At 63.3% G+C, this 20,336-nt stretch carries 21 protein-coding genes; 12 read left to right on the plus strand and 9 right to left on the minus strand.

Annotated features, from left to right (window positions below; genetic code table 11):
• Nucleotides 1–106 precede the first annotated feature (106 nt).
• Nucleotides 107–694, minus strand: a complete 588-nt coding sequence (locus J5M71_RS01190; protein WP_207828744.1) for a TIGR00730 family Rossman fold protein — start codon at nt 692–694, stop codon at nt 107–109.
• 349 nt (nt 695–1,043) lie between these two features.
• Here J5M71_RS01190 and azu point away from each other — a divergent pair, with 349 nt between their 5' ends.
• Nucleotides 1,044–1,493: an azurin gene (gene azu / locus J5M71_RS01195; RefSeq protein ID WP_233687342.1), complete on the plus strand. Its 450-nt coding sequence runs from the start codon at nt 1,044–1,046 to the stop codon at nt 1,491–1,493.
• A gap of 111 nt (nt 1,494–1,604) precedes the next feature.
• Here azu and nadE read toward each other — a convergent pair whose 3' ends face one another.
• Together nadE and pncB are read right to left on the minus strand one after the other, a co-directional pair.
• Complete coding sequence (gene nadE, locus J5M71_RS01200) at nt 1,605–2,432, minus strand: ammonia-dependent NAD(+) synthetase (protein ID WP_063911911.1); 828 nt, start codon at nt 2,430–2,432, stop codon at nt 1,605–1,607.
• 3 nt (nt 2,433–2,435) lie between these two features.
• Entirely contained in the window at nt 2,436–3,641 is a 1,206-nt protein-coding gene (pncB, locus tag J5M71_RS01205) for a nicotinate phosphoribosyltransferase (RefSeq protein WP_207828748.1), read from the minus strand.
• A gap of 467 nt (nt 3,642–4,108) precedes the next feature.
• On the opposite strand from pncB, the gene J5M71_RS01210 reads away from it, so the two are divergent.
• From J5M71_RS01210 to J5M71_RS01230, 5 genes are all read left to right on the plus strand, one after another.
• Nucleotides 4,109–5,245 (plus strand): branched-chain amino acid ABC transporter substrate-binding protein, encoded by a 1,137-nt coding sequence (locus J5M71_RS01210; RefSeq protein WP_063911909.1) that lies wholly within the window; start codon nt 4,109–4,111, stop codon nt 5,243–5,245.
• 155 nt (nt 5,246–5,400) lie between these two features.
• Entirely contained in the window at nt 5,401–6,315 is a 915-nt protein-coding gene (locus tag J5M71_RS01215) for a branched-chain amino acid ABC transporter permease LivH (RefSeq protein ID WP_207828751.1), read from the plus strand.
• 2 nt (nt 6,316–6,317) lie between these two features.
• Complete coding sequence (gene livM, locus J5M71_RS01220; RefSeq protein ID WP_063911907.1) at nt 6,318–7,619, plus strand: high-affinity branched-chain amino acid ABC transporter permease LivM; 1,302 nt, start codon at nt 6,318–6,320, stop codon at nt 7,617–7,619.
• Nucleotides 7,616–8,491 carry an ATP-binding cassette domain-containing protein gene (locus J5M71_RS01225; RefSeq protein ID WP_207828759.1) on the plus strand — a complete coding sequence of 292 codons (876 nt, stop codon included), beginning with the start codon at nt 7,616–7,618 and terminating at the stop codon, nt 8,489–8,491. Before livM ends, J5M71_RS01225 begins: the two co-directional genes overlap by 4 nt.
• Nucleotides 8,488–9,204, plus strand: coding sequence for an ABC transporter ATP-binding protein (locus J5M71_RS01230; RefSeq protein WP_016712243.1), 717 nt, complete (start codon nt 8,488–8,490; stop codon nt 9,202–9,204). The genes J5M71_RS01225 and J5M71_RS01230 overlap by 4 nt, the downstream gene beginning before the upstream one ends.
• 201 nt (nt 9,205–9,405) lie before the next feature.
• Here J5M71_RS01230 and J5M71_RS01235 read toward each other — a convergent pair whose 3' ends face one another.
• Nucleotides 9,406–9,819: a hypothetical protein gene (locus J5M71_RS01235; RefSeq protein WP_207828762.1), complete on the minus strand. Its 414-nt coding sequence runs from the start codon at nt 9,817–9,819 to the stop codon at nt 9,406–9,408.
• On the opposite strand from J5M71_RS01235, the gene J5M71_RS01240 reads away from it, so the two are divergent.
• Nucleotides 9,800–10,567 (plus strand): SDR family oxidoreductase, encoded by a 768-nt coding sequence (locus tag J5M71_RS01240; protein ID WP_013974408.1) that lies wholly within the window; start codon nt 9,800–9,802, stop codon nt 10,565–10,567. The two genes, J5M71_RS01235 and J5M71_RS01240, sit on opposite strands and share 20 nt — an antisense overlap.
• A 98-nt stretch (nt 10,568–10,665) precedes the next feature.
• Here J5M71_RS01240 and J5M71_RS01245 read toward each other — a convergent pair whose 3' ends face one another.
• The 3 genes from J5M71_RS01245 to J5M71_RS01255 all read right to left on the minus strand — a co-directional run bounded on the left by J5M71_RS01245 (nt 10,666) and on the right by J5M71_RS01255 (nt 13,084).
• Nucleotides 10,666–11,763, minus strand: a complete 1,098-nt coding sequence (locus J5M71_RS01245) for an AGE family epimerase/isomerase (protein WP_207828763.1) — start codon at nt 11,761–11,763, stop codon at nt 10,666–10,668.
• Nucleotides 11,764–11,921: 158 nt separating this feature from the next.
• Nucleotides 11,922–12,554 (minus strand): TetR family transcriptional regulator, encoded by a 633-nt coding sequence (locus J5M71_RS01250; RefSeq protein ID WP_063911902.1) that lies wholly within the window; start codon nt 12,552–12,554, stop codon nt 11,922–11,924.
• 122 nt (nt 12,555–12,676) lie between these two features.
• Nucleotides 12,677–13,084 carry a phage infection protein gene (locus J5M71_RS01255; RefSeq protein WP_207828765.1) on the minus strand — a complete coding sequence of 136 codons (408 nt, stop codon included), beginning with the start codon at nt 13,082–13,084 and terminating at the stop codon, nt 12,677–12,679.
• A 341-nt stretch (nt 13,085–13,425) separates the two neighbouring features.
• On the opposite strand from J5M71_RS01255, the gene J5M71_RS01260 reads away from it, so the two are divergent.
• Nucleotides 13,426–15,492 carry an AsmA family protein gene (locus J5M71_RS01260; protein WP_207828774.1) on the plus strand — a complete coding sequence of 689 codons (2,067 nt, stop codon included), beginning with the start codon at nt 13,426–13,428 and terminating at the stop codon, nt 15,490–15,492.
• 93 nt (nt 15,493–15,585) lie between these two features.
• Here the strand turns inward: J5M71_RS01260 and osmE are convergent, their stop codons facing one another.
• Nucleotides 15,586–15,927, minus strand: a complete 342-nt coding sequence (osmE, locus tag J5M71_RS01265; RefSeq protein ID WP_207828776.1) for an osmotically-inducible lipoprotein OsmE — start codon at nt 15,925–15,927, stop codon at nt 15,586–15,588.
• A 122-nt stretch (nt 15,928–16,049) separates the two neighbouring features.
• On the opposite strand from osmE, the gene J5M71_RS01270 reads away from it, so the two are divergent.
• On the plus strand, nt 16,050–16,940 hold the full coding sequence (locus J5M71_RS01270; protein ID WP_207828778.1) for a triacylglycerol lipase: 891 nt from the start codon (nt 16,050–16,052) through the stop codon (nt 16,938–16,940).
• Here J5M71_RS01270 and J5M71_RS01275 read toward each other — a convergent pair.
• Nucleotides 16,937–17,809, minus strand: coding sequence for a DMT family transporter (locus J5M71_RS01275; protein WP_207828780.1), 873 nt, complete (start codon nt 17,807–17,809; stop codon nt 16,937–16,939). The genes J5M71_RS01270 and J5M71_RS01275 overlap by 4 nt on opposite strands.
• A 227-nt stretch (nt 17,810–18,036) precedes the next feature.
• On the opposite strand from J5M71_RS01275, the gene J5M71_RS01280 reads away from it, so the two are divergent.
• The 3 genes from J5M71_RS01280 (at nt 18,037) to J5M71_RS01290 (ending at nt 20,256) form a co-directional block, all read left to right on the plus strand.
• Complete coding sequence (locus tag J5M71_RS01280) at nt 18,037–18,825, plus strand: helix-turn-helix transcriptional regulator (protein WP_207828783.1); 789 nt, start codon at nt 18,037–18,039, stop codon at nt 18,823–18,825.
• A gap of 64 nt (nt 18,826–18,889) precedes the next feature.
• Nucleotides 18,890–19,177: a PsiF family protein gene (locus J5M71_RS01285; RefSeq protein WP_003258250.1), complete on the plus strand. Its 288-nt coding sequence runs from the start codon at nt 18,890–18,892 to the stop codon at nt 19,175–19,177.
• A gap of 71 nt (nt 19,178–19,248) precedes the next feature.
• Nucleotides 19,249–20,256, plus strand: a complete 1,008-nt coding sequence (locus J5M71_RS01290) for a hypothetical protein (RefSeq protein ID WP_207828786.1) — start codon at nt 19,249–19,251, stop codon at nt 20,254–20,256.
• Nucleotides 20,257–20,336 lie beyond the last annotated feature (80 nt).

Genomic DNA, 20,336 nt, shown 5'->3' on the forward strand with positions numbered 1-20,336 from the left:
CTTTCGCGACACAAGGCCGCTCCCACATTGATCGGCGTACGCAGTGCTTTTGTGGGAGCGGCCTTGTGTCGCGAAAGGGCTGCAGAGCAGCCCCAAAATCTGCAAATCAATCGGGCTTCTTGTCGACCCACTTCGGCGCCACTGGCGCTACAAAGCTTTCCATCCCGTCCAGCAGCTCATCCGGCTGCTGCCCCAGCAGCAACATCGCCCGATGCTGCGGCCGCACGAAGCCTTCTTCGACGATATGGTCGAGGAACCCGCCCAGCTTCTCGTAGAAGCCGTTCACATCCAGCAGTCCCAGCGGCTTGGCGTGATAGCCCAATTGCCCCCAGGTCCATACCTCGAACAACTCCTCCAGCGTACCCAGCCCACCGGGCAGGGCGATGAAGGCATCGCTCAGCTCGGCCATGCGTGCCTTGCGCGCATGCATGCCGTCGACCACTTCCAGGCGGCTGAGGCCTTTGTGGCCGATTTCGGCATTCATCAGGCTTTCCGGGATGATCCCGATCACTTCGCCGCCGGCTGCCATGGCCGCGTCGGCGACGGTGCCCATCAGGCCGACCGCGCCACCACCATAGACCAGGGTCAGGCCGCGACGGGCAATCGCCTGGCCCAGCGCGATGGCCGCTTCACGGTAGGCAGGGTTGGCGCCGATACTGGCGCCGCAGAACACACAAACGGAACGTACGGGCATTGCTCATCTCCTGTCACTCAGGCTGACAGGGTAAGGTCCATGCCCTACAGTTCCAAGGCCGGTTTCACTCCGGTCGGGAGAATTCGCAGATGGCGCCAGTCGCTCCATGGGCGTAGGCCGCCAGCAGGCTGTTCATCAGGCTACCAAGGGTCATTTCGTATTGCTCCTAAATGAGAGGTTGTCCCATCCTCCAATAAAAGGGCATGATGTGCTCTTGAATTGGTTGTATACAATCGATTGAACAATTCTACTGGCTGGCCACTTGACACCCCCTTGACCCATATCAGCAGGGGGCTGAACGGTTTCAGGCAGTCTCGCAATTGATAAAACCCTGCCAAGGAGATTCATGATGTTTGCGAAAGCTGTAGCGGTATCCCTGCTGACCCTCGCCAGCGCCTCTGTCTTCGCAGCCGAGTGCTCGGTGACTGTCGACTCCACCGACCAGATGTCCTACAACACCAAGGAAATCAGCGTCGACAAGAGCTGCAAGGAATTCACCGTCAAACTGACCCACTCCGGCAACCTGCCGAAGAACGTCATGGGCCACAACCTGGTGATCAGCAAGACTGCCGACATGCAGGGCATTGCCACCGAAGGCATGAGCCAGGGTCTGGAAAAGGACTACATCAAGGCTGACAACGCCGCGATCATCGCCCACACCAAGATGATCGGCGCGCCTGAGAAGGAAACTGAAGTGAAGTTCGACACTACCAAGCTGGAAGCCGGTGGCGACTACAGCTTCTTCTGCACCTTCCCGGGCCACATCTCGATGATGAAGGGCAAGGTCGTCGTCAAGTAATCAAAGGCTGACGGTGAACCCTGTGGGAGCGGGTTCACCCGCGAATGCGTCGGTGGCTTCACCATCGTATTCGCGGGTGAACCCGCTCCCACAGGTCCTTCTATAGCCTTATCAAGGGGCGAACGGCAGTTCGCGCTTGTGCTGGGTCTTGCGGTAGGTGGCGACGATGATGTCGAACGCTGCCTGGTCAACCGGCTGCCCATGCAGGAAGGCATCGATCTGCTGGTAGGTCACGCCATGGGACGCTTCGTCCGGCTTGCCCGGCGCCAGGTCTTCCAGGTCCGCAGTCGGCACCTTCTCCACCAGTGACTCCGGCGCACCAAAGCTGCGCGCAATCGCCCGCACCTGGTTCTTCACCAGCCCGCTCAGCGGCGCCAGGTCGCAGGCGCCATCACCAAACTTGGTAAAGAAGCCCATCACCGCCTCGGCGGCGTGGTCGGTACCGATCACCAGGCCCGCGCGGGCACCGGCGATGGTGTACTGGGCGACCATGCGCGTGCGTGCCTTGACGTTGCCCACGACAAAGTCCACCAGCGTCGGCGAGCCATTCTTCAGTTCCACGACCTCAGCTGCCAGCGCCTTCACCGCCGGGGCGATATCGACGGTGTGCACTTCATCGGCCTTGATCACGTCCAGGCAGGCCTGGGCGTCATGCTCATCGTGCTGCACGTGATAGGGCAGGCGCACCGCGATGAAGGTATAGGCCTTGTCACCGGTCTCTGCGCGCAACTCGTTGATGGCGCGTTGGGCGAGCAGGGCGGCGGTCAGCGAGTCGACGCCGCCGCTGATGCCCAGCACCAGGGTCTTGAGCCGGGCGTTGGCCAGGCAATCCTTGATGAACGCCACGCGCCGGGCGACTTCGGCCTCGAGCGCGGCGGCGTCGGCGAACGGCGGCTGTACCTTCAGCGCCTGGGCAATCTCTTGCTGAACCGCTTGCATGGGTTACTCCTTGCTGGGGACTTTGAATACATGGCGCATGTAGGCGACGAAGTTCTCGTCGCGGCACTGGGTCTTGGCGGCTTCGTCCGAGATCTTCGCCACCGGCGCGCCGTTGCAGTCGGTCATTTTAAGCACGATGCTCATCGGGGCCACGCCCGGGATGTCACAGGTCAGGTTGGTGCCGATGCCAAAGCTGACGTTGATGCGACCGCGCAGGGCACGGAAGATTTCCAGCGAGCGGGTCAGGTTGAGGCCGTCGGAAAACACCAAGGTCTTGGTCATCGGGTCGATACCCAGTTTCTGGTAATGGGCAATGGCCTTTTCCGCCCAGGCCACCGGTTCGCCCGAGTCGTGGCGCAGGCCGTCGAACAGCTTGGCGAAGTACAGGTCGAAATCGCCGAGGAAGGCATCCATGGTGATGCAGTCGGTCAGGGCGATGCCGAGCAGGCCGCGGTACTCGCGCACCCAGCAGTCCAGCGCGGCGATCTGGCTGTCGATCAATCGCGGGCCGAGTTGCTGGTGGGCCATGATCCATTCATGGGCCATGGTGCCCAGCGGCTTGATATCCAGTTTCCATGCCAGGTCGACGTTGCTGGTGCCGACGAAGCGGCCCGGGAAATCGTCGCGCAGCACGCGCACCACTTCTTCCTGCACGCGGCTGGAAAAGCGCCGGCGGGTGCCGAAGTCGGCCACCTGCAGTTCGGCCAGTTCGTCGTCGCTGGCATGTGCGCGCAGCCAGTCGAACTTGCGGTACAGCTGGTCGCGGGCCTCGGCCAGGCGCATGCGCGGGTGCAGCTGGCGGTTGCGCACTTCACTGATGATCGCCAGTAGCGGCACTTCGAACAGGATCACATGCAGCCATGGGCCTTTCAGGCGCAGGCACAGCTGGTCGTTTTCTATCCCCAGGCGCACGTAGCGCAGGTTGAAGCGGAACAGGCGCAGAAAGCGCAGGAAGTCGGGCTTGAGGAAGGTGATGCGTTCGAGGAAGGCCAGTTGGCCGTCATCCAGGGTGAGGTCGCTGAGCCGCTCGAGCTGGTTGCGGATTTCGCCAAGATAGGGGCGCAGGTCCTCGCCGTTGCGGCAGCGGAATTCCCATTCGACGTCGGCGTCCGGGTAGTTGTGCAGCACGCCCTGCATCATGGTGAGTTTGTAGAAGTCGGTGTCGAGCAGGTTGTGCACGATGCGCTCGGCGAATGCGCTTTCGCTCATCAAGGGGGCTCCGGAAGCGGCGAATGGCGGACATTGTGCCAGCCTTTTCGGCCTTGTTGTGTCTGGGCTGGCCTCTTCGCGGGTGAACCCGCGCCCACAGGGCCGCGTATCGGCCAAAACCGGGTGTTTTTTTGTGCACCAGCTAGCCTTGAAACGGTGCCGCCTGTAGCAGTCGCGCACCAGCGGTGTGCAGTTCGGTGACGTCCGCTGTTACAGGGCGGTTGCACGTAAACACTTGCCAGGGTTGCAATGATGGCACTCGGCGGTTGCTCCTTGTCTGTACGTGTGGTGGCGCCTGCCGCGTGGCAGACGGTTGCACGCTCAATAAAGAAAAGGCCGTCGGTCGCCTGTTGGCGCCTGTCTCAGTGTGTTTTCCCGGAAGACAAACCGTATGGCACGGCCCTTGCTCAGAGCACAGGGCTGAGAAGTTGTAGTGCCAACCAAAAAAACTCTAGGAGCACCACCTCATGTCGCAGACGTTTTACAAGAAAGGTTTCCTGGCTCTGGCCGTAGCTACGGCACTGGGTGTTTCTTCGTATGTTCAGGCCGACGTCAAGATCGGTGTAGCGGGCCCGATGACCGGGGCTAACGCAGCGTTTGGCGAGCAGTACATGAAAGGTGCGCAGGCAGCGGCCGACAAGATCAACGCCGCCGGTGGCGTGAACGGCGAGAAAATCGTCCTGGTCAAGGGCGATGACGCCTGCGAGCCGAAGCAGGCCGTGGCCGTGGCCAACCGCCTGGTCGACCAGGACAAGGTGATCGGCGTGGTCGGCCACTTCTGTTCCTCCAACACCATCCCGGCCTCCGAGGTGTATGACGAGGCTGGCGTCATCGCCATTACCCCGGGCTCCACCAACCCACAGGTCACCGAGCGCGGCCTGGGTGCCATGTTCCGCATGTGCGGCCGTGACGACCAGCAGGGCATCGTCGCCGGCGACTACATCGTCGATGTGCTCAAGGGCAAGAAAGTCGCGGTGTTGCATGACAAGGACACCTACGGGCAGGGCCTGGCCGACGCGACCAAGGCACAGCTGGAGAAACGCGGCGTCAAGCCGGTGCTGTACGAAGGCCTGACCCGTGGCGAGAAGGACTTCAGCGCCGTGGTCACCAAGATCCGCTCTACCGGTGCCGACGTCGTCTACTTCGGCGGCCTGCACCCGGAAGCCGGCCCTCTGGTACGCCAGCTGCGCGAGCAGGGCCTGAAGGACGTCAAGTTCATGTCCGATGACGGCATCGTTACCGACGAACTGGTGGCCACCGCCGGCGGTGCGCAGTACGTCGATGGCGTGTACATGACCTTCGGCGCCGACCCGCGCCTGCTGCCAGACAGCAAGGCGGTGGTGGAGGAGTTCCGCAAGGCCGGTACCGAACCTGAGGGCTATACCCTGTACGCCTATGCCTCGCTGCAGGCGCTGGCCGCCGCGTTCAACGGCGCCAAGTCGAACAAGGGCGAAGCGGCTGCCGAGTGGCTCAAGGCCAACCCGGTACAGACCGTCATGGGCGAGAAAAAGTGGGACAAGAAGGGCGACCTGACCGTGTCCGACTACGTGGTCTACCAGTGGGACAAGGACGGCAAGTATCACCAGCTGGAAAAACAAAAATAATAACGGCCCACGGCCCGGGCGCAGCTGCCCCGGGCCCAAGCCCCGCGGTACCTGTCTTTATCCGTAGATCTGCACAGTACTGCGCTGCGAGGGCCGCCTGTCCCGGGCCCGCCGTGGTCGGCGCTCGTGCAATCTCAATCAGGTGAGATTGCGTTATGGATGGTATTTTCCTGCAGCAACTGGTCAACGGCCTGACCCTCGGGTCGGTCTATGGCCTGATCGCCATCGGCTACACAATGGTCTATGGCATCATCGGCATGATCAACTTCGCGCACGGCGAGGTGTACATGATCTCCGCGTACCTCGCGGCGATCAGCCTGGCATTGCTGGCTTATTTCGGTATCGAGTCGTTCCCTCTGTTGATGCTGGGCACCCTGTTGTTCACCATTGTCGTCACCGGCGTGTACGGCTTCACCATCGAACGCATCGCCTACAAACCCCTGCGTAACTCCACCCGCCTGGCACCGCTGATCAGTGCCATCGGTATTTCGCTGATCCTGCAGAACTACGCGCAGATCAGCCAGGGCGCCCGCCAGCAAGGCGTGCCGACCCTGCTCGAAGGCGCCATGCGCATCGAAGTCGGCACCGGCTTCGTGCAACTGACCTACACCAAGATCTTCATCCTGGTGGCGGCCTTTGTCGGCATGGGCCTGCTCACCTACGTAATCAAGTACACCAAGCTCGGCCGCATGTGCCGTGCCACCCAGCAAGACCGCAAGATGGCCTCGATCCTGGGCATCAACACCGATCGGGTGATCTCCTACGTGTTCGTCATCGGTGCGGTGATGGCCGCCCTGGCCGGTGTGCTGATCACCATGAACTACGGCACCTTCGACTTCTACGCCGGCTTCATCATCGGCATCAAGGCGTTCACCGCCGCGGTGCTCGGCGGGATCGGCTCCCTGCCTGGCGCCATGCTCGGCGGGATCATCCTGGGCATTTCCGAGTCGCTGTTCTCTGGCCTGATCAACTCCGACTACAAGGACGTGTTCAGCTTCTCGCTGTTGGTGATGATCCTTATCTTCCGCCCACAAGGCCTGCTGGGTCGCCCGCTCGTGGCTAAGGTGTGAACATGTCCATTGCCAAAACTGCCTCTGTTACCGAAACCAAGGGTTTCGACCTTAAACGCAGCCTGCTGGAAACCATCGTCGCCGGCCTGCTGGCACTCATCGTGTTTGGCCCGGTGGTCGGCGTAGTGCTCGACGGCTACAGCTTCAACGCCGAGCCGCGGCGAGTGGCCTGGCTGGTCGGCGGGGTGATGCTGGGGCGCTTCCTGCTCAGCCTGTACCTGCAGACCGCCGCCGGCTCGCGCATGCTCCAGGGCTTCGAAAGCGGTGGCTCGGGCGTGCATGTGCGCGCGCCGGACTACGTATCGCGCCTGCGCTACATCATCCCGGCGCTGGTGGTGATCGCCATCGTCTTCCCGATCTTCGCCAACAAGTACCTGCTGACCGTGGTCATCCTCGGTCTGATCTACGTGCTGCTGGGCCTGGGCCTGAACATCGTGGTCGGCCTGGCCGGCCTGCTCGACCTGGGTTACGTGGCGTTCTATGCCATCGGCGCCTACGGCCTGGCGTTGGGTTACCAGTACCTGGGCCTGGGCTTCTGGAGCGTACTGCCACTGGCGGCTATCGCTGCGGCGCTGGCAGGGTGCATCCTCGGCTTCCCGGTGCTACGGATGCACGGTGACTACCTGGCGATCGTGACCTTGGGCTTCGGCGAGATCATCCGCCTGGTGTTGAACAACTGGCTGTCGTTCACTGGCGGCCCCAACGGCATGCCGGCACCGTCGCCAACCTTCTTCGGCCTGGAGTTCGGCCGCCGGGCCAAGGACGGCGGGGTACCGATCCACGAGTTCTTCGGCTTCGAGTACAACGCCAACCTCAAGTTCGTGTTCATCTACGCGGTGCTGTTCATCGTCGTGCTGGCTGTGTTGTACATCAAGCACCGCTTGACCCGCATGCCGGTCGGCCGCGCCTGGGAAGCGCTGCGCGAGGACGAGATCGCCTGCCGTTCGATGGGCCTGAACCATGTGCTGGTCAAGCTTTCGGCGTTTACCCTGGGTGCCTCCACCGCCGGCCTGGCCGGTGTGTTCTTTGCCACCTACCAGGGCTTCGTCAACCCGTCGTCGTTCACCTTCTTCGAGTCGGCGCTGATTCTCGCCATTGTCGTGCTTGGCGGCATGGGCTCGACCGTGGGTGTGGTGATCGCGGCCTTCGTGCTGACCGTGGCGCCCGAGCTGCTGCGCAGCTTCTCCGAGTACCGCGTGCTGCTGTTCGGTGTGCTGATGGTGCTGATGATGATCTGGCGACCGCGTGGGCTGATCCGCATCAGCCGTACCGGTGTGACCCCGCGTAAAGGAGTGGCGCCATGAGCGACGATATCATTCTCTCGGTCGACAACCTGATGATGCAGTTCGGTGGCATCAAGGCGCTCAGCGATGTCAGCCTGAAGGTCCGGCGCAACCAGATCTTCGCCCTGATCGGCCCCAACGGCGCCGGCAAGACCACTGTGTTCAACTGCCTGACCGGCTTCTACAAGGCCAGTGGCGGGCGTATCGAGCTGAACGTGCGCGGCAGCCACACCAATGTCATCCAGCTGCTCGGCGAGCGCTTCCAGGCGGCGGACTTCGTCTCGCCGACGCGCTTTGCCAACCGCATGTACTACAAGATGTTCGGCGGTACCCACCTGGTCAACCGCGCCGGCCTGGCACGCACCTTCCAGAACATTCGCCTGTTCAAGGAAATGTCGGTGGTGGAAAACCTGCTGGTGGCTCAGCACATGTGGGTCAACCGCAACCTGCTGGCCGGGGTGCTCAACACCAAGGCTTACCGCAAGGCCGAGAGCGATGCGCTGGACCATGCGTTCTACTGGCTGGAAGTGGTCGACCTGGTCGACTGCGCCAACCGCCTGGCTGGCGAGTTGTCGTACGGCCAGCAGCGCCGCCTGGAAATCGCCCGGGCCATGTGCACGCGGCCGAAGATCATCTGCCTGGACGAACCGGCGGCTGGCCTGAACCCGCAGGAAACCGAGGCCCTCAGCCGCATGATCCGCGTGCTGCGCGACGAACACGACATCACCGTGGTGCTGATCGAACACGACATGGGCATGGTCATGAGCATTTCCGACCATATCGTGGTGCTCGACCACGGCAACGTGATTGCCGAAGGCGCGCCACAGGATATCCGCCACAACCCGACGGTGATCGCCGCCTACCTGGGTGCCGATGAAGAGGAACTGGTATGAGTGCACCCATTCTCGAACTGAAGGACCTGGACGTGTTCTACGGCCCGATCCAGGCGCTGAAAAAGGTCTCGATGCACATCAACGAGGGCGAGACGGTCAGCCTGATCGGCGCCAACGGTGCCGGCAAGTCGACCCTGCTGATGTCGATCTTCGGCCAGCCGCGGGCGGCGTCGGGGCATATCGTGTACCGCGGTACCGACATCACCCGCAAATCGTCGCACTACATCGCCTCCAACGGCATCGCCCAGTCGCCGGAAGGGCGCCGGGTGTTCCCTGACATGACTGTCGAGGAGAACCTGATGATGGGCACCATCCCCATCGGCGACAAGCATGCCGACGAAGACATGCAGCGCATGTACGAGCTGTTTCCGCGCTTGAAAGAGCGGCGTAACCAGCGGGCCATGACCATGTCCGGTGGCGAGCAGCAGATGCTGGCCATTGCCCGGGCGCTGATGAGCCGGCCGAAGTTGCTGTTGCTGGACGAGCCATCGCTGGGGCTGGCGCCGATCGTGGTCAAGCAGATCTTTTCGACCCTGCGTGAGCTGGCCAAGAGCGGGATGACCATCTTCCTGGTGGAGCAGAACGCCAACCATGCGCTGAAGCTGTCGGACCGGGCTTATGTGATGGTCAACGGGCAGATTCGCATGACCGGAACCGGGCAGGAGCTGTTGGTAAACGAAGAGGTGCGTAACGCATATCTGGGCGGGCATTGAGTTGCATTCGGGGGCCGCAAAGCGGCCCCCGAAGCCAATGTGGACAACCTTTCGAACACCTCTCCCCAATTACTCCACAGCCCCACCACAAACCCTTGTTTACACAGGACCATTTTTTCCACGGATAATGTGGAACCGCCTGTGGAAAACATGGTGGCATCTCGCTCAAGCCCTTTGATACCAAGCCCTGCGGCTTCATGATCATTTTTTGATCATGGGCCCCTTGTGGATGATTTTCCCAAGTTTTTCAAAGCCCTGCAGCCACTCCAGGCATTGCGCAAAACCTGTGGATAACCCTGTGAAAAAACTTTGCACAGACCGCTGCAGGCGGCATGCTTGAAAGCCTTGCGCCATCACCGAAAAGATATCCACCGACCACAAGGCGCTGAAAGGGTTCCGCGCCGTGGACAAGTTGCCCCCAATCCGTGGGGAAAGCCTTGTGGATAACGTGCGCATAGCTGGCGCCGAGCCCTCTGCTGCAAGGGTTTGCCGAAGGTGAACAAAAAATGAACAGCACCCTGGACGGGTTGCTGCCAGCGCCCGGCGCGGGCATGCTGCAAAACTGCCGATGATAATCCACCGTGAGGAACAGAGCATGACGTCCACCGTATTCATCACTGGCGCGACTTCCGGTTTCGGCGAGGCCACTGCCCGCCGCTTCGCCGAAGCCGGCTGGAAGCTGGTGCTCACAGGCCGCCGCAAGGAGCGCCTGGACGCCCTGTGTGCCGAGCTGTCTGCCAAGACCGAAGTACACGGCCTGGTGCTCGACGTGCGTGACCGCAAGGCCATGGAGCAGGCCATCGCCAACCTGCCGGCCGGCTTCGACAAGCTGCGCGGCCTGGTCAACAACGCCGGCCTGGCGCTGGGTGTGGACGCGGCGCAGAACTGCAGCCTGGACGACTGGGAAACCATGGTCGACACCAACATCAAGGGCCTGATGTACACCACCCGCCTGCTGCTGCCACGGCTGATTGCCCATGGCCGTGGGGCGTCGATCCTCAACGTAGGTTCCGTGGCGGGCAACTACCCATACCCGGGCAGCAACGTGTACGGCGGCACCAAGGCTTTCGTCGGCCAGTTCTCGCTGAGCCTGCGCTGCGACCTGCGGGGAACCGGCGTGCGGGTGAGCAACATCGAGCCGGGCCTGTGCGAAAGCGAGTTCTCGCTGGTGCGCTTCGGCGGTGACCAGGCCAAATACGACGCCACCTACGCTGGCGCAGAGCCGATCCAGCCGCAGGACATTGCCGAGACCATCTTCTGGATTCTCAACCAGCCGGCGCATATCAACATCAACAGCCTGGAACTGATGCCGGTAAGCCAGGACTGGGCAGGGTTTTCGATCGACCGGTCGGTCAAAGGCTGATCCGAGGGCCTCTTCGCGGGTAAACCCGCTCCCACAGGTACTGCACCGGTTTCAGAGCAGGCGCTATCCCTGTGGGAGCGGGTTCACCCGCGAATGCGTCAGCCCAGGCGCTGCAGCCCTTCCAGGCAAGTTGCCAAATGATAGGGCGTAGTCGAAGGCATATCATGCCGGCTGACACTGCCTTCCCCATCCCGGCACTCATACCAGCCCGCCTCACGCAGGAACCGCGCGTCCAGCGCCTGCAACTGCCCAGCCAGCTTTGCCTCGCCCCCCGCCCGCAATACCAGCGCCCGTAGGTATTCCGCCTGCGCCCAGATCCGCTGGGTGGCGTCGAGCACCTTGCCATCCACATCCAGCATCGCCAGCACAGCGGCATCCTTCACCCCGTACTGCTCGGCGTAGTCGAAAGCCCGGTCGATGGACGCATGCAGCGGCGTGTCGCGCAGCAGTGGCGAGGTATGCAGCAGGTAGAACCACTCGAACTGGTGCCCCGGCTCGAACCAGTTATCCACAGCGCCGCGTGGCTTTTCCAGCATCAGGCCGTGAGCCGGTTCGATGAAGTGCGCCTGCAGCGCCTCGCACAGTTGCAGCAGCGACTGCCGGGCATGCTCGTCGTCACGCACCGCCAGTACCTGCAGGAAGGCTTCGGCCAGGTGCATCTGCGGGTTTTGCAGCGGGCCGCTGCCAAGGTCGGCCCAGTCTTCACCGAGGCTGGCTTCGTACAGGCCGTCGTCGCGGGCGAACTGCTGGTCAATGATGTCCAGCGCGGCGTTCAGCGTGGCTTCCACCAGGTTTTCACGCACCTTGCCCCAATAGTGCGCGCAAGCGAAGACGATGAAGGCATGCGTGTACAGGTCCTTGCGCCGGTCCAGCGGTTTGCCCTGGGCGTCGATGCTGTAGAACCAGCCGCCGTGCTCGGCGTCATGGAAGTGCTTCTGCAGCGAGCGGAACAAGGCGGCGGCGCGCTCGGCTGCGCCGGGTTGGCCGATGCGGCTGCTGAACAGGTAGAGCTGGCGTGCGCAGGCCATGGCCCGATAGCGCTGCACCGGCAACGGTTGATGCTGGGCGTCCAGGGCCTCGTAGGGCAGGGCCATGTCGGCGTTCCAGCCCGGGCCTTGCCACAACGGCACGATGCGTTCGGCGAAGTGCTGGTTGAAGCGGGCCAGTTCGGGCAGGGTGGGGCGGGGGTCGGACATTTCGGCGCTCGTCGCTGTCGGGCAGGGCGCCATGGTAGCAGAACTGGGGTTGTGGGTAGCCTGTGCCGGCCTCTTCGCGGGTATTGCGCTGCCCTCAGGTCCGGTGCCGTCCCTGTGGGAGCGGGTTCACCCGCGAAGAGGCCAGTACAGGCTACCCACTAACCCGGGTTGCCCAACCCCTGCCAATGCCGCGCACCGACAAAGATGAAGCGCAGCTGCTGGGTGATCTTTTCCTGCGGCGTCAGCGCCTGTGGATAACCCGCCTCGGGGCTGTCGATAAGCTCGGGCAGGGTGGCGAACACGGTTTTCACCACCAGGTCGGCCATCACCGCTAGCGCGGCGCTGTCCAGGTGCTGCCAGCGCTTCATCCGCGCCAGGTCGGTGGCCAGGTCGTCGCTGATGTCCTGGCGCAGGCGGGCAATGGCCTGGCGTACGGCCTGCGAGCCGCCGTACTGCTCACGGGCGAGGAACAGGAACTGCGCGCGGTGGGCGGCGACCACATCGAGGAAGATGCGCACCGAGGCGTCGGTGATGCCGCCCAGTTCGAACTCGTTGTGGCGCACCAGGCGGATAGTCTGGCGGAAGGTAGTATCGACTTCGGCCACCAGGGCCAGGCCCAGGGCGTCCATGTCGGAAAAATGCCGGTAAAAGCCGGTGGGTACGATGCCGGCCGTCTTTGCCACTTCGCGCAGGCTGATACTGCCGAAACCACGGCCACTCTCCATGAGCTGGCAGGCGGCATCGAGCAGGGCCTGGCGGGTCTGTAGCTTCTGTTCGGCGCGCGGCAGCATGGTGCGGGCTTCTGTGACGGTAAGGCTGGGCACTCTAGTTAAAAAAACAAAGCCCGGTCAATGGACCGGGCATGGAGGGGAGCAGCCGTTGTGACAGAGGTTGTTCTTTTCGGCCATGGTGATCAGCTCACACGGCTGATTTCAACCAGGCGATCGGAGCCACCTTCGGCAACTCGGCCACTACGTTCGATCAGGCGATCAGAGCCACCTTCGGCAACGCGGCCAGTACGTTCGATCAGGCGATCAGAGCCACCTTCGGCAACGCGGCCAGTACGTTCGATCAGGCGATCGGAGCCACCTTCGGCAACGCGGCCAGTACGTTCGATCAGGCGATCGGAGCCGCCTTCGGCAACGCGGCCAGTACGTTCGATCAGGCGATCGGAACCACCTTCGGCAACAGTTTTCAGCGGTTGGGCGATTTCCGCAGCGCTGGAACGCGATTCGGCGGTCAGGTGTTGCTCGTCGGCTGGCAGGGCAAAAGCGTTGGCAGCCAGGATGGACAGGGTCAGGGTCAGCAGATGGCGTTTCATGATTTCGGTGCTCCTCTCGGGGGCTGGAAAGTGGGTACGGAGCCAATGCTACGCCGGGTAACGCCAGAGAGAAGTTCATACGGGTAATGGTAACAATCGACCGTATTGATAGAGGTTGGAAGCTGCTCTAAACAGCGCTTTACAGGCCGTGTGATGGCGTTTTGATGGTGCTACTGACAGGTAACGCGCGCAACTTGGCGCAACGAGTTGCTGAGCGAAAGGCCAGGAAAAACTTCGTTATCATGGCGCCATCGATAAAACCCCACGGGCTTTCATCAGTCCGAGATATTGAGTGCCACCGCTGTGCCTGTTCTGTGCCATGCCGCAAGGAGAATCACGCAATGACGCGTCCCGCCAGAATCCTCGTCTGGACCTTCACCAGCCTGCTGACCCTGCTGGCGATCCTGGTGGTGGTGATAGCCACCTTCGACTGGAACCGCGTCAAGCCCCTGCTCAACGAGAAAGTCTCCGAGGCCCTGCAGCGGCCCTTCGCGATCAATGGCAACCTTGCCGTGGACTGGCGCACCGAACCTGAAGAGGGGGGCTGGCGTGCCTGGGTGCCCTGGCCGCACTTCATTGCCGAAGACCTGACCCTGGGCAACCCCGAGTGGCTCAAGGAGCCGAAGATGGTCGGCCTGGAGCGCGTGGCGTTCCGCCTGGCGCCGTTGCCGCTGCTGTTCCAGCAGATCAGCATCCCGCGTATCGAGCTGACCAGGCCTACAGCCAACCTTACCCGCCTGGCCGATGGCCGCGCCAACTGGGCCTTCGACTTCGGCCCCAAGGATGAAAACGCAGAGCCTTCCAAATGGCAGCTGGACATCGGCGCCATCGGCTTCGACCAGGGCAGTGTCAGCTTCGATGACCAAACCCTGAAAACCAGCATGAAGGTGCAGATCGACCCGCTGGGCAAGCCTGTCCCGTTCAGCGACATCGTCGGCAAGGCCCGCGCCGAGAAGGCCGGTGCCGCGCAGGACTATGCCTTCGGGCTCAAGGCCCAGGGCCGCTACAAAGGCCAGCCGGTGTCCGGCACCGGCAAGATCGGTGGCCTGCTGGCCCTGCAGGACGCCAGCCAGCCGTTCCCGCTGCAGGCTGACGTGCGCATCGCCGACACCCATGTGGTGCTCGCCGGTACCCTGACCGACCCGCGCAACCTCGGTGCCCTCGACCTGCGCCTGCGCTTGTCCGGGGCCAGCCTGGGCAACCTCTACCCTTTGACCGGCGTGACCTTGCCCGACACCCCGGCCTATTCCACCGACGGTCACCTCAGCGCCAACCTGCAGGCGGCGCAAGGGGCGACCTTCAACTACCAGGGCTTCAACGGCAAGATCGGTGACAGCGATATCCACGGCGACCTGGCCTTCGTTGCCAGCCAGCCAAGGCCCAAGCTCTCCGGCAACCTGGTGTCCGACCAGTTGCTGTTCAAGGACCTGGCGCCGCTGATCGGCGCCGACTCCAACGCCGAGCAGAAGGCCCGCGGCGGTGCCAGCAAGCAGCCGGCAGGCAAGGTGCTGCCGGTGGAGGAGTTCCGCACCGAACGTTGGCGTGCCATGGACGCCGACGTCACCTTCGCCGGCAAGCGCATCGTGCACAGCGCGCAATTGCCGTTCAACGACCTGTCGGCCCACGTGATCCTGGAGGACGGCCTGCTGCGTCTGGAGCCCCTGCGTTTTGGCGTGGCTGGCGGCAATCTGGCTTCCAGGATCCGCCTGGATGGCCGCAACGTACCGTTGCAGGGGCGCGCCCGCCTGACGGCGCGGGGCTTCAAGCTCAAGCAGTTGTTCCCCTCCTTTGCGCCGATGCAGACCAGCTTCGGTGAGTTGAATGGTGATGCCGATATCACTGGTCGGGGCAACTCGGTGGCCGCCTTGCTGGGCACGGCCAATGGTGACCTGCGCATGCTGATCAACGATGGCGCCATCAGCCGCAGCCTGATGGAGATTGCCGGGTTGAACGTGGGCAACTACGTGGTCGGCAAGCTGTTTGGCGATGAGGATGTGAAGATCAACTGTGCGGCGGCCGATGTGGGTATCAAGGATGGCCTGGCGACCACACGCCTGTTCATCTTCGATACCGAGAACGCGATCATCTACATCAACGGCACGGCCAATTTCGCCACTGAGCAGCTGGACCTGAAAATAAACCCGGAATCGAAAGGCCTGCGGCTGTTCTCGCTGCGCTCGCCGCTGTATGTGCGCGGGCCGTTCGCCAAGCCCAGTGCCGGGGTGCAAGCGGTACCGCTGGCGTTGCGCGGGGCGGGGATGGTGGCACTGGGGGTGGTGGCCGGGCCAGCGGCGGGGTTGCTGGCGCTGATTGCGCCTAGCAGCGGGGATGATCCGAACCAGTGCACGCCACTGTTGCAGCAGATGAAGGCGGGCAAGGCGCCGACGGTGGTGAAAGGCAAGAAATGACGGGGGCCGCGTTGCGGCCCCTTGCGGTTACAGCCCTTGCAACAGGTCGACAGATCGTCCGCGTGCTCTTCTTCCTGCGCCAGGATGTCAGGCTTACGCGCCGTGGACGGCGGCGCTGTCTTCTTCGCGCTGTTTGCAAGTCTTGAAGCCCTTGGCATCGACATGGCCGGTGGCGTCGAAGCGCACGTAGTAGGGCTGCTGGTGGCCATCGCGGTTGAGGATGTAGTCGTTGCAGGTGCCGCCGTGGGGCAGGTCGCTCACGCTGGACGGGCTGCCGCCGATGGCGATGACCTTCTGCATGGTCATGCCTTTTTCCACTTGCCTGACCAGCGGTTCGTCGCGGTAGGTGACGTAGTCAACCGGGTTTTCCGGACGGCTGCCGCAGGCGGCGAGGGTGGCGCTTGCCAGAAGGATTGCCAGGGTCTGCTTGTACATGGTTTCGCTCCTTGCAAAGGTCTGTGTGGTTTTGAACCGCAGCGCGCTCCGGGAGTTCGATTGCGATGGTCATCAAGGCAGCTGTAGTGTTGGCTGGTCGTCCACGGAAAGGGGCTGGGGCAATGCAGCAGGAATTGGCCACGCGATACCCGTTGGTGCTGGTGCCGGGCATGCTCGGTTTTGTCCGGGTAGTGCTCTATCCCTACTGGTTCGGCATCGTGCCGGCCCTGCGCAAGGGCGGGGCGCAGGTGTTCCCGGTGCAGGTTTCGCCGCTGCATTCCAGCGAGGTGCGCGGCGAGCAGTTGCTGGCGATCATCGAAGACATCTGCCAGCGCACCGGCGCGGAAAAGGTCAACCTCATCGGCCACAGCCAGGGCGCCCTGAACGCACGCTACGCTGCCGCCAGGCGGCCCGGGCGGGTGGCTTCGGTCACGTCGGTGGCAGGGCCCAACCATGGCTCGGAACTGGCCGATTACCTGGCACGTACGGCACCGGGCGATTCCCCGCAGGGGCGCATCCTCAAGGCTGTGCTGCATGGCTTGGCCGTGCTGCTGGTGTGGCTGGAAACCGGCTGGCGCCGCGACCCGCTGCCGGTGGATGTACACGCCTCGCACCAGTCGTTGACCAGCGCCGGGGTGGCGCTGTTCAACCAGGCTTATCCACAGGGGCTGCCAGGCACCTGGGGCGGGGAAGGGGCGTATGAGGTCGATGGCGTGCGCTATTACTCCTGGTCCGGCACCTTGCAGCCCGGCCTGACCGACCAGGGGCGCAACCGCATCGATGGCAGCAGCCACTTCTGCCGCCTGTTCGCACGCAGTTTCGTCAAGGAAAAGGGCCATTGCGACGGCATGGTCGGGCGCTTCAGTTCGCACCTGGGGCAGGTGATCGGCGACGACTACCCGCTCGACCACCTGGATATCGTCAACCAGTCGCTTGGCGCGGTGGGCAAGGGCGCCGAACCGGTGCGGCTGTTCATCGAACATGCCGCCCGGCTCAAGGCGGCAGGGCTCTAACGGCGGATCGGTGTGGTCCAGCGCTCGGCCAGTATCACGCCGGCCAGGGTCAGCAGGCCGCCGACCAGGTGATAGCGGGCCAGCTGCTCGTCGAGCACCACGGCGGCGATCAGCGCGGTGACCAGTGGCAGCAGGTTGAAGAACAGCGTGGTACGGCTTGGGCCCAGGCGGTGCACGGCCTTCATCCATACCAGAGGGGCGATCATCGAGGCCAGCACGCAGGCGTACAGCACCAGGCCAATGTTGCGGCTGTTCAGGCCAGTCTTGTCCGACAGCAGGAACAGCGGCAGCAGCACGACGATGGCCATCAGCACCTGCAGGTACAGCAACTGCATCGGTGGCAGGCGCAGCTGCCATTTCTTCAGCAGGAAGCTGTACAGCGCGTAGGCCAGGGTGGCCACCAGCATCAGCAGGTCGCCGCTGTTCAGGCCTTGTTGCAACAGGACGGCGGGGTGGCCGGCGCTGACCACTTCCAGTACGCCGAAAAATGACACCAGTGCGCCCAGCAGGGCGCCGTAGCTCAGGCGCTGGCCCAGCCAGGCGATGGACAGCGCCAGTGACATCAGCGGCATCAGCGAGAGGATGATGCCCATGTTGGTGGCGCTGGTGATGCCGGCGGCGAAGTAGGCCAGGCTCTGGTACAGCGCCATGCCCAGCACGCCCAGCACGAACACCTTGCCCAGCTGCGGGCGGATGGCCGCGCGATTGCGCCACACGGCGGGCAGCAGGAACGGGGTGAACAGCAGCGCGGCCAGCAGCCAGCGGTAGAAGCCGATCTCGGCGGGGTGGATGGCACCGGCGGACATCTTGGTGACCACGGTGTTGCCGGCCCAGATGAGGATGGCAGTGAGGGGGAACAGGTAGTTCATGTAGCAGGTTACTCGCTGGGGCCTGGAATGGGGGCTGCTTTGCAGCCCTTCGCGGGCTTGCCCGCTCCCACAGGGATATCACAGGCCTGAAAGCTGGCGCAGATCCTGTGGGAGCGGGCGAGCCCGCGAAGGCCTGCGGCGCAGGCCCTCGATAGGCCTGTATTATCGATTGTCTGTTTACAAGCCTATACTCCTATCCAGACAACTCACCCCGCCAAGCAGACAGCATGCCGCGCAAATACCTCGACATTCCTCGGTTCACCCAGCTCCCGGCCCCGGTGTACTTCCGCCACGACGAGTTCGGTGCCGACACGCACAGCGCCCTGCATCGCCACGCCTGGGGCCAGCTCAACTACACCGCCCACGGCGTGATGCAGCTGGAGGTCGCCGGCCAGCGCTTCCTGTCGCCGCCGCAATACGCCGTGTGGGTGCCGCCCGACACCGAGCATGGCTGCTACAACCCACAGGCCATCGTCTACCACTCGGTCTACCTGGACCGCAGCCTCTGCGCCGCCCTGCCGCAGCAACCGTGCAGCCTGATGATCAGCGACATCCTCAAGGCCATCCTCGCCGACTTCGCCCGGCGTGACCTGCGGGTGGCCGAGGGTGAGCGCGACCAGCGCCTGGTGCAGGTGCTGCTCGACCAGTTGCTGCTGGCACCCGCCCAGGCCTGCTACCTGCCGTTTGCCCACAGCGACGGGTTGCGCCAAGTGCTCGATGCCCTCGGCGCCGAGCCAGGCGACAACCGCCCGCTGGCCGACTGGGCAGCCCGGGTGCATGTCAGCGAACGTACCCTGGCCCGCCAGTTTCTGCGCGAACTGGGCATCAGTTTTGGTGAATGGCGCCTGCGCCTGCGCTTTCTGCGAGCCATCGAAGCGCTGGAAGCCGGCCAGTCGATCCAGGCCATCGCCTTCGACCTGGGCTACAGCAGCGCGTCGGCGTTCATCGCCATGTTCCAGCGCCAGGCCCATTGCACGCCCGAGCAATACCGCCGCCAGGCACGGGCGGGGCGTTGAGCATTTATTGGCTACACTCAGCTCGACCACCGTGCATCGGGCACGGAGCCAAGGAGACCACTCCATGAAAGTGCTGCAAATCCCCTTACTGGTGTTGGCGGTGTTGTTCAGCGCCCAAGGCTTCGCCGCCAATACCGCGCAGCAGGAAAAGATGAAAACCTGCAACGCCGACGCCACCGCCAAGGCCCTCAAGGGCGATGAGCGCAAAGCCTTCATGAGTACCTGCCTGAAGAAGGACGTGCCGCAAACCCAGCAAGAGAAGATGAAAACCTGCAACGCCGACGCCACCACCAAGGCCCTGAAGGGTGACGAGCGCAAAGCGTTCATGAGTGACTGTCTGAAGAAGAAATGACCTGCGCCTATGCCTGCAGGCGTAAGGCTGGCAGACTGCGGGTCTTTCCCGTTGTCTGCCGTTGAGGCTGTATGACCTTCACCCCTCGCCAGGTCACCCTGGCCAGCTGGATCATCGTGTTTGCCGGCCTGTTGCTGGCGCTGCCCCTGAAATTGCTGCCGAGCCTGTTGGCCGGCCTGCTGGTGTTCGAGCTGGTCAACATGCTCACGCCGCGGCTGCAGCCACTGCTGGCCGGGCAGCGCGCCCGTTGGCTGGCGGTGGCGCTGCTCGGCACGCTGGTGGTCAGCACCCTGACCCTGCTGTTTGCCGGGGCCTTCAGCTTCCTGCTGCACGAGGCAGAAAACCCCGGTGCCTCGCTGGACAAGTTCATGGCCTTGGTGGAGCGCGCCCGTGGGCAGCTACCGCCATTCATCGAAGGCTACCTGCCGGCCAGTGCGGCGGAGTTCAAGGTGGCCATCGGTGACTGGATCAAGAGCCACCTGAGCGACCTGCAACTGGTGGGCAAGGGCATGGCGCACATGTTCGTCACCCTGTTGATCGGCATGATCCTCGGCGCCATCGTCGCCTTGCAGCGCATCCCCGATATCTCCCGGCGCAAGCCACTGGCGGCGGCGCTGTTCGAGCGCCTGAGCCTGCTGGTGCAGGCGTTTCGCAACATCGTCTTCGCGCAGATCAAGATTTCGCTGCTCAACACTACCTTCACCGGCATTTTCCTGGCCCTGGTGCTGCCGATGTTCGACGTGCACCTGCCGCTGACCAAGACGCTGATCGTGCTGACCTTCCTGCTGGGCCTGCTGCCGGTGATCGGCAACCTGATGTCGAACACCCTGATCACCATCGTCGGCTTGTCGCTGTCGATCTGGGTGGCGGCGGCGGCGCTGGGTTACCTGATCGTCATCCACAAGGTCGAGTACTTCCTCAACGCGCGGATCGTGGGCGGGCAGATCAGTGCCAAGTCGTGGGAATTGCTGCTGGCGATGCTGGTGTTCGAGGCAGCGTTCGGGCTGCCGGGGGTGGTGGCGGGGCCGATCTACTATGCCTACCTGAAGAGTGAGCTGAAGCGGGCCGAACTGGTCTGATTCTTCATTAGCCTGTACCGGCCTCTTCGCGGGTAAACCCGCTCCCACAAGTACGCCACAGCTCTCAAGACTTGCGCGAG

Origin of the sequence: Pseudomonas sp. 43(2021), from assembly GCF_017490805.1 — a bacterium.
Lineage (GTDB): Bacteria > Pseudomonadota > Gammaproteobacteria > Pseudomonadales > Pseudomonadaceae > Aquipseudomonas.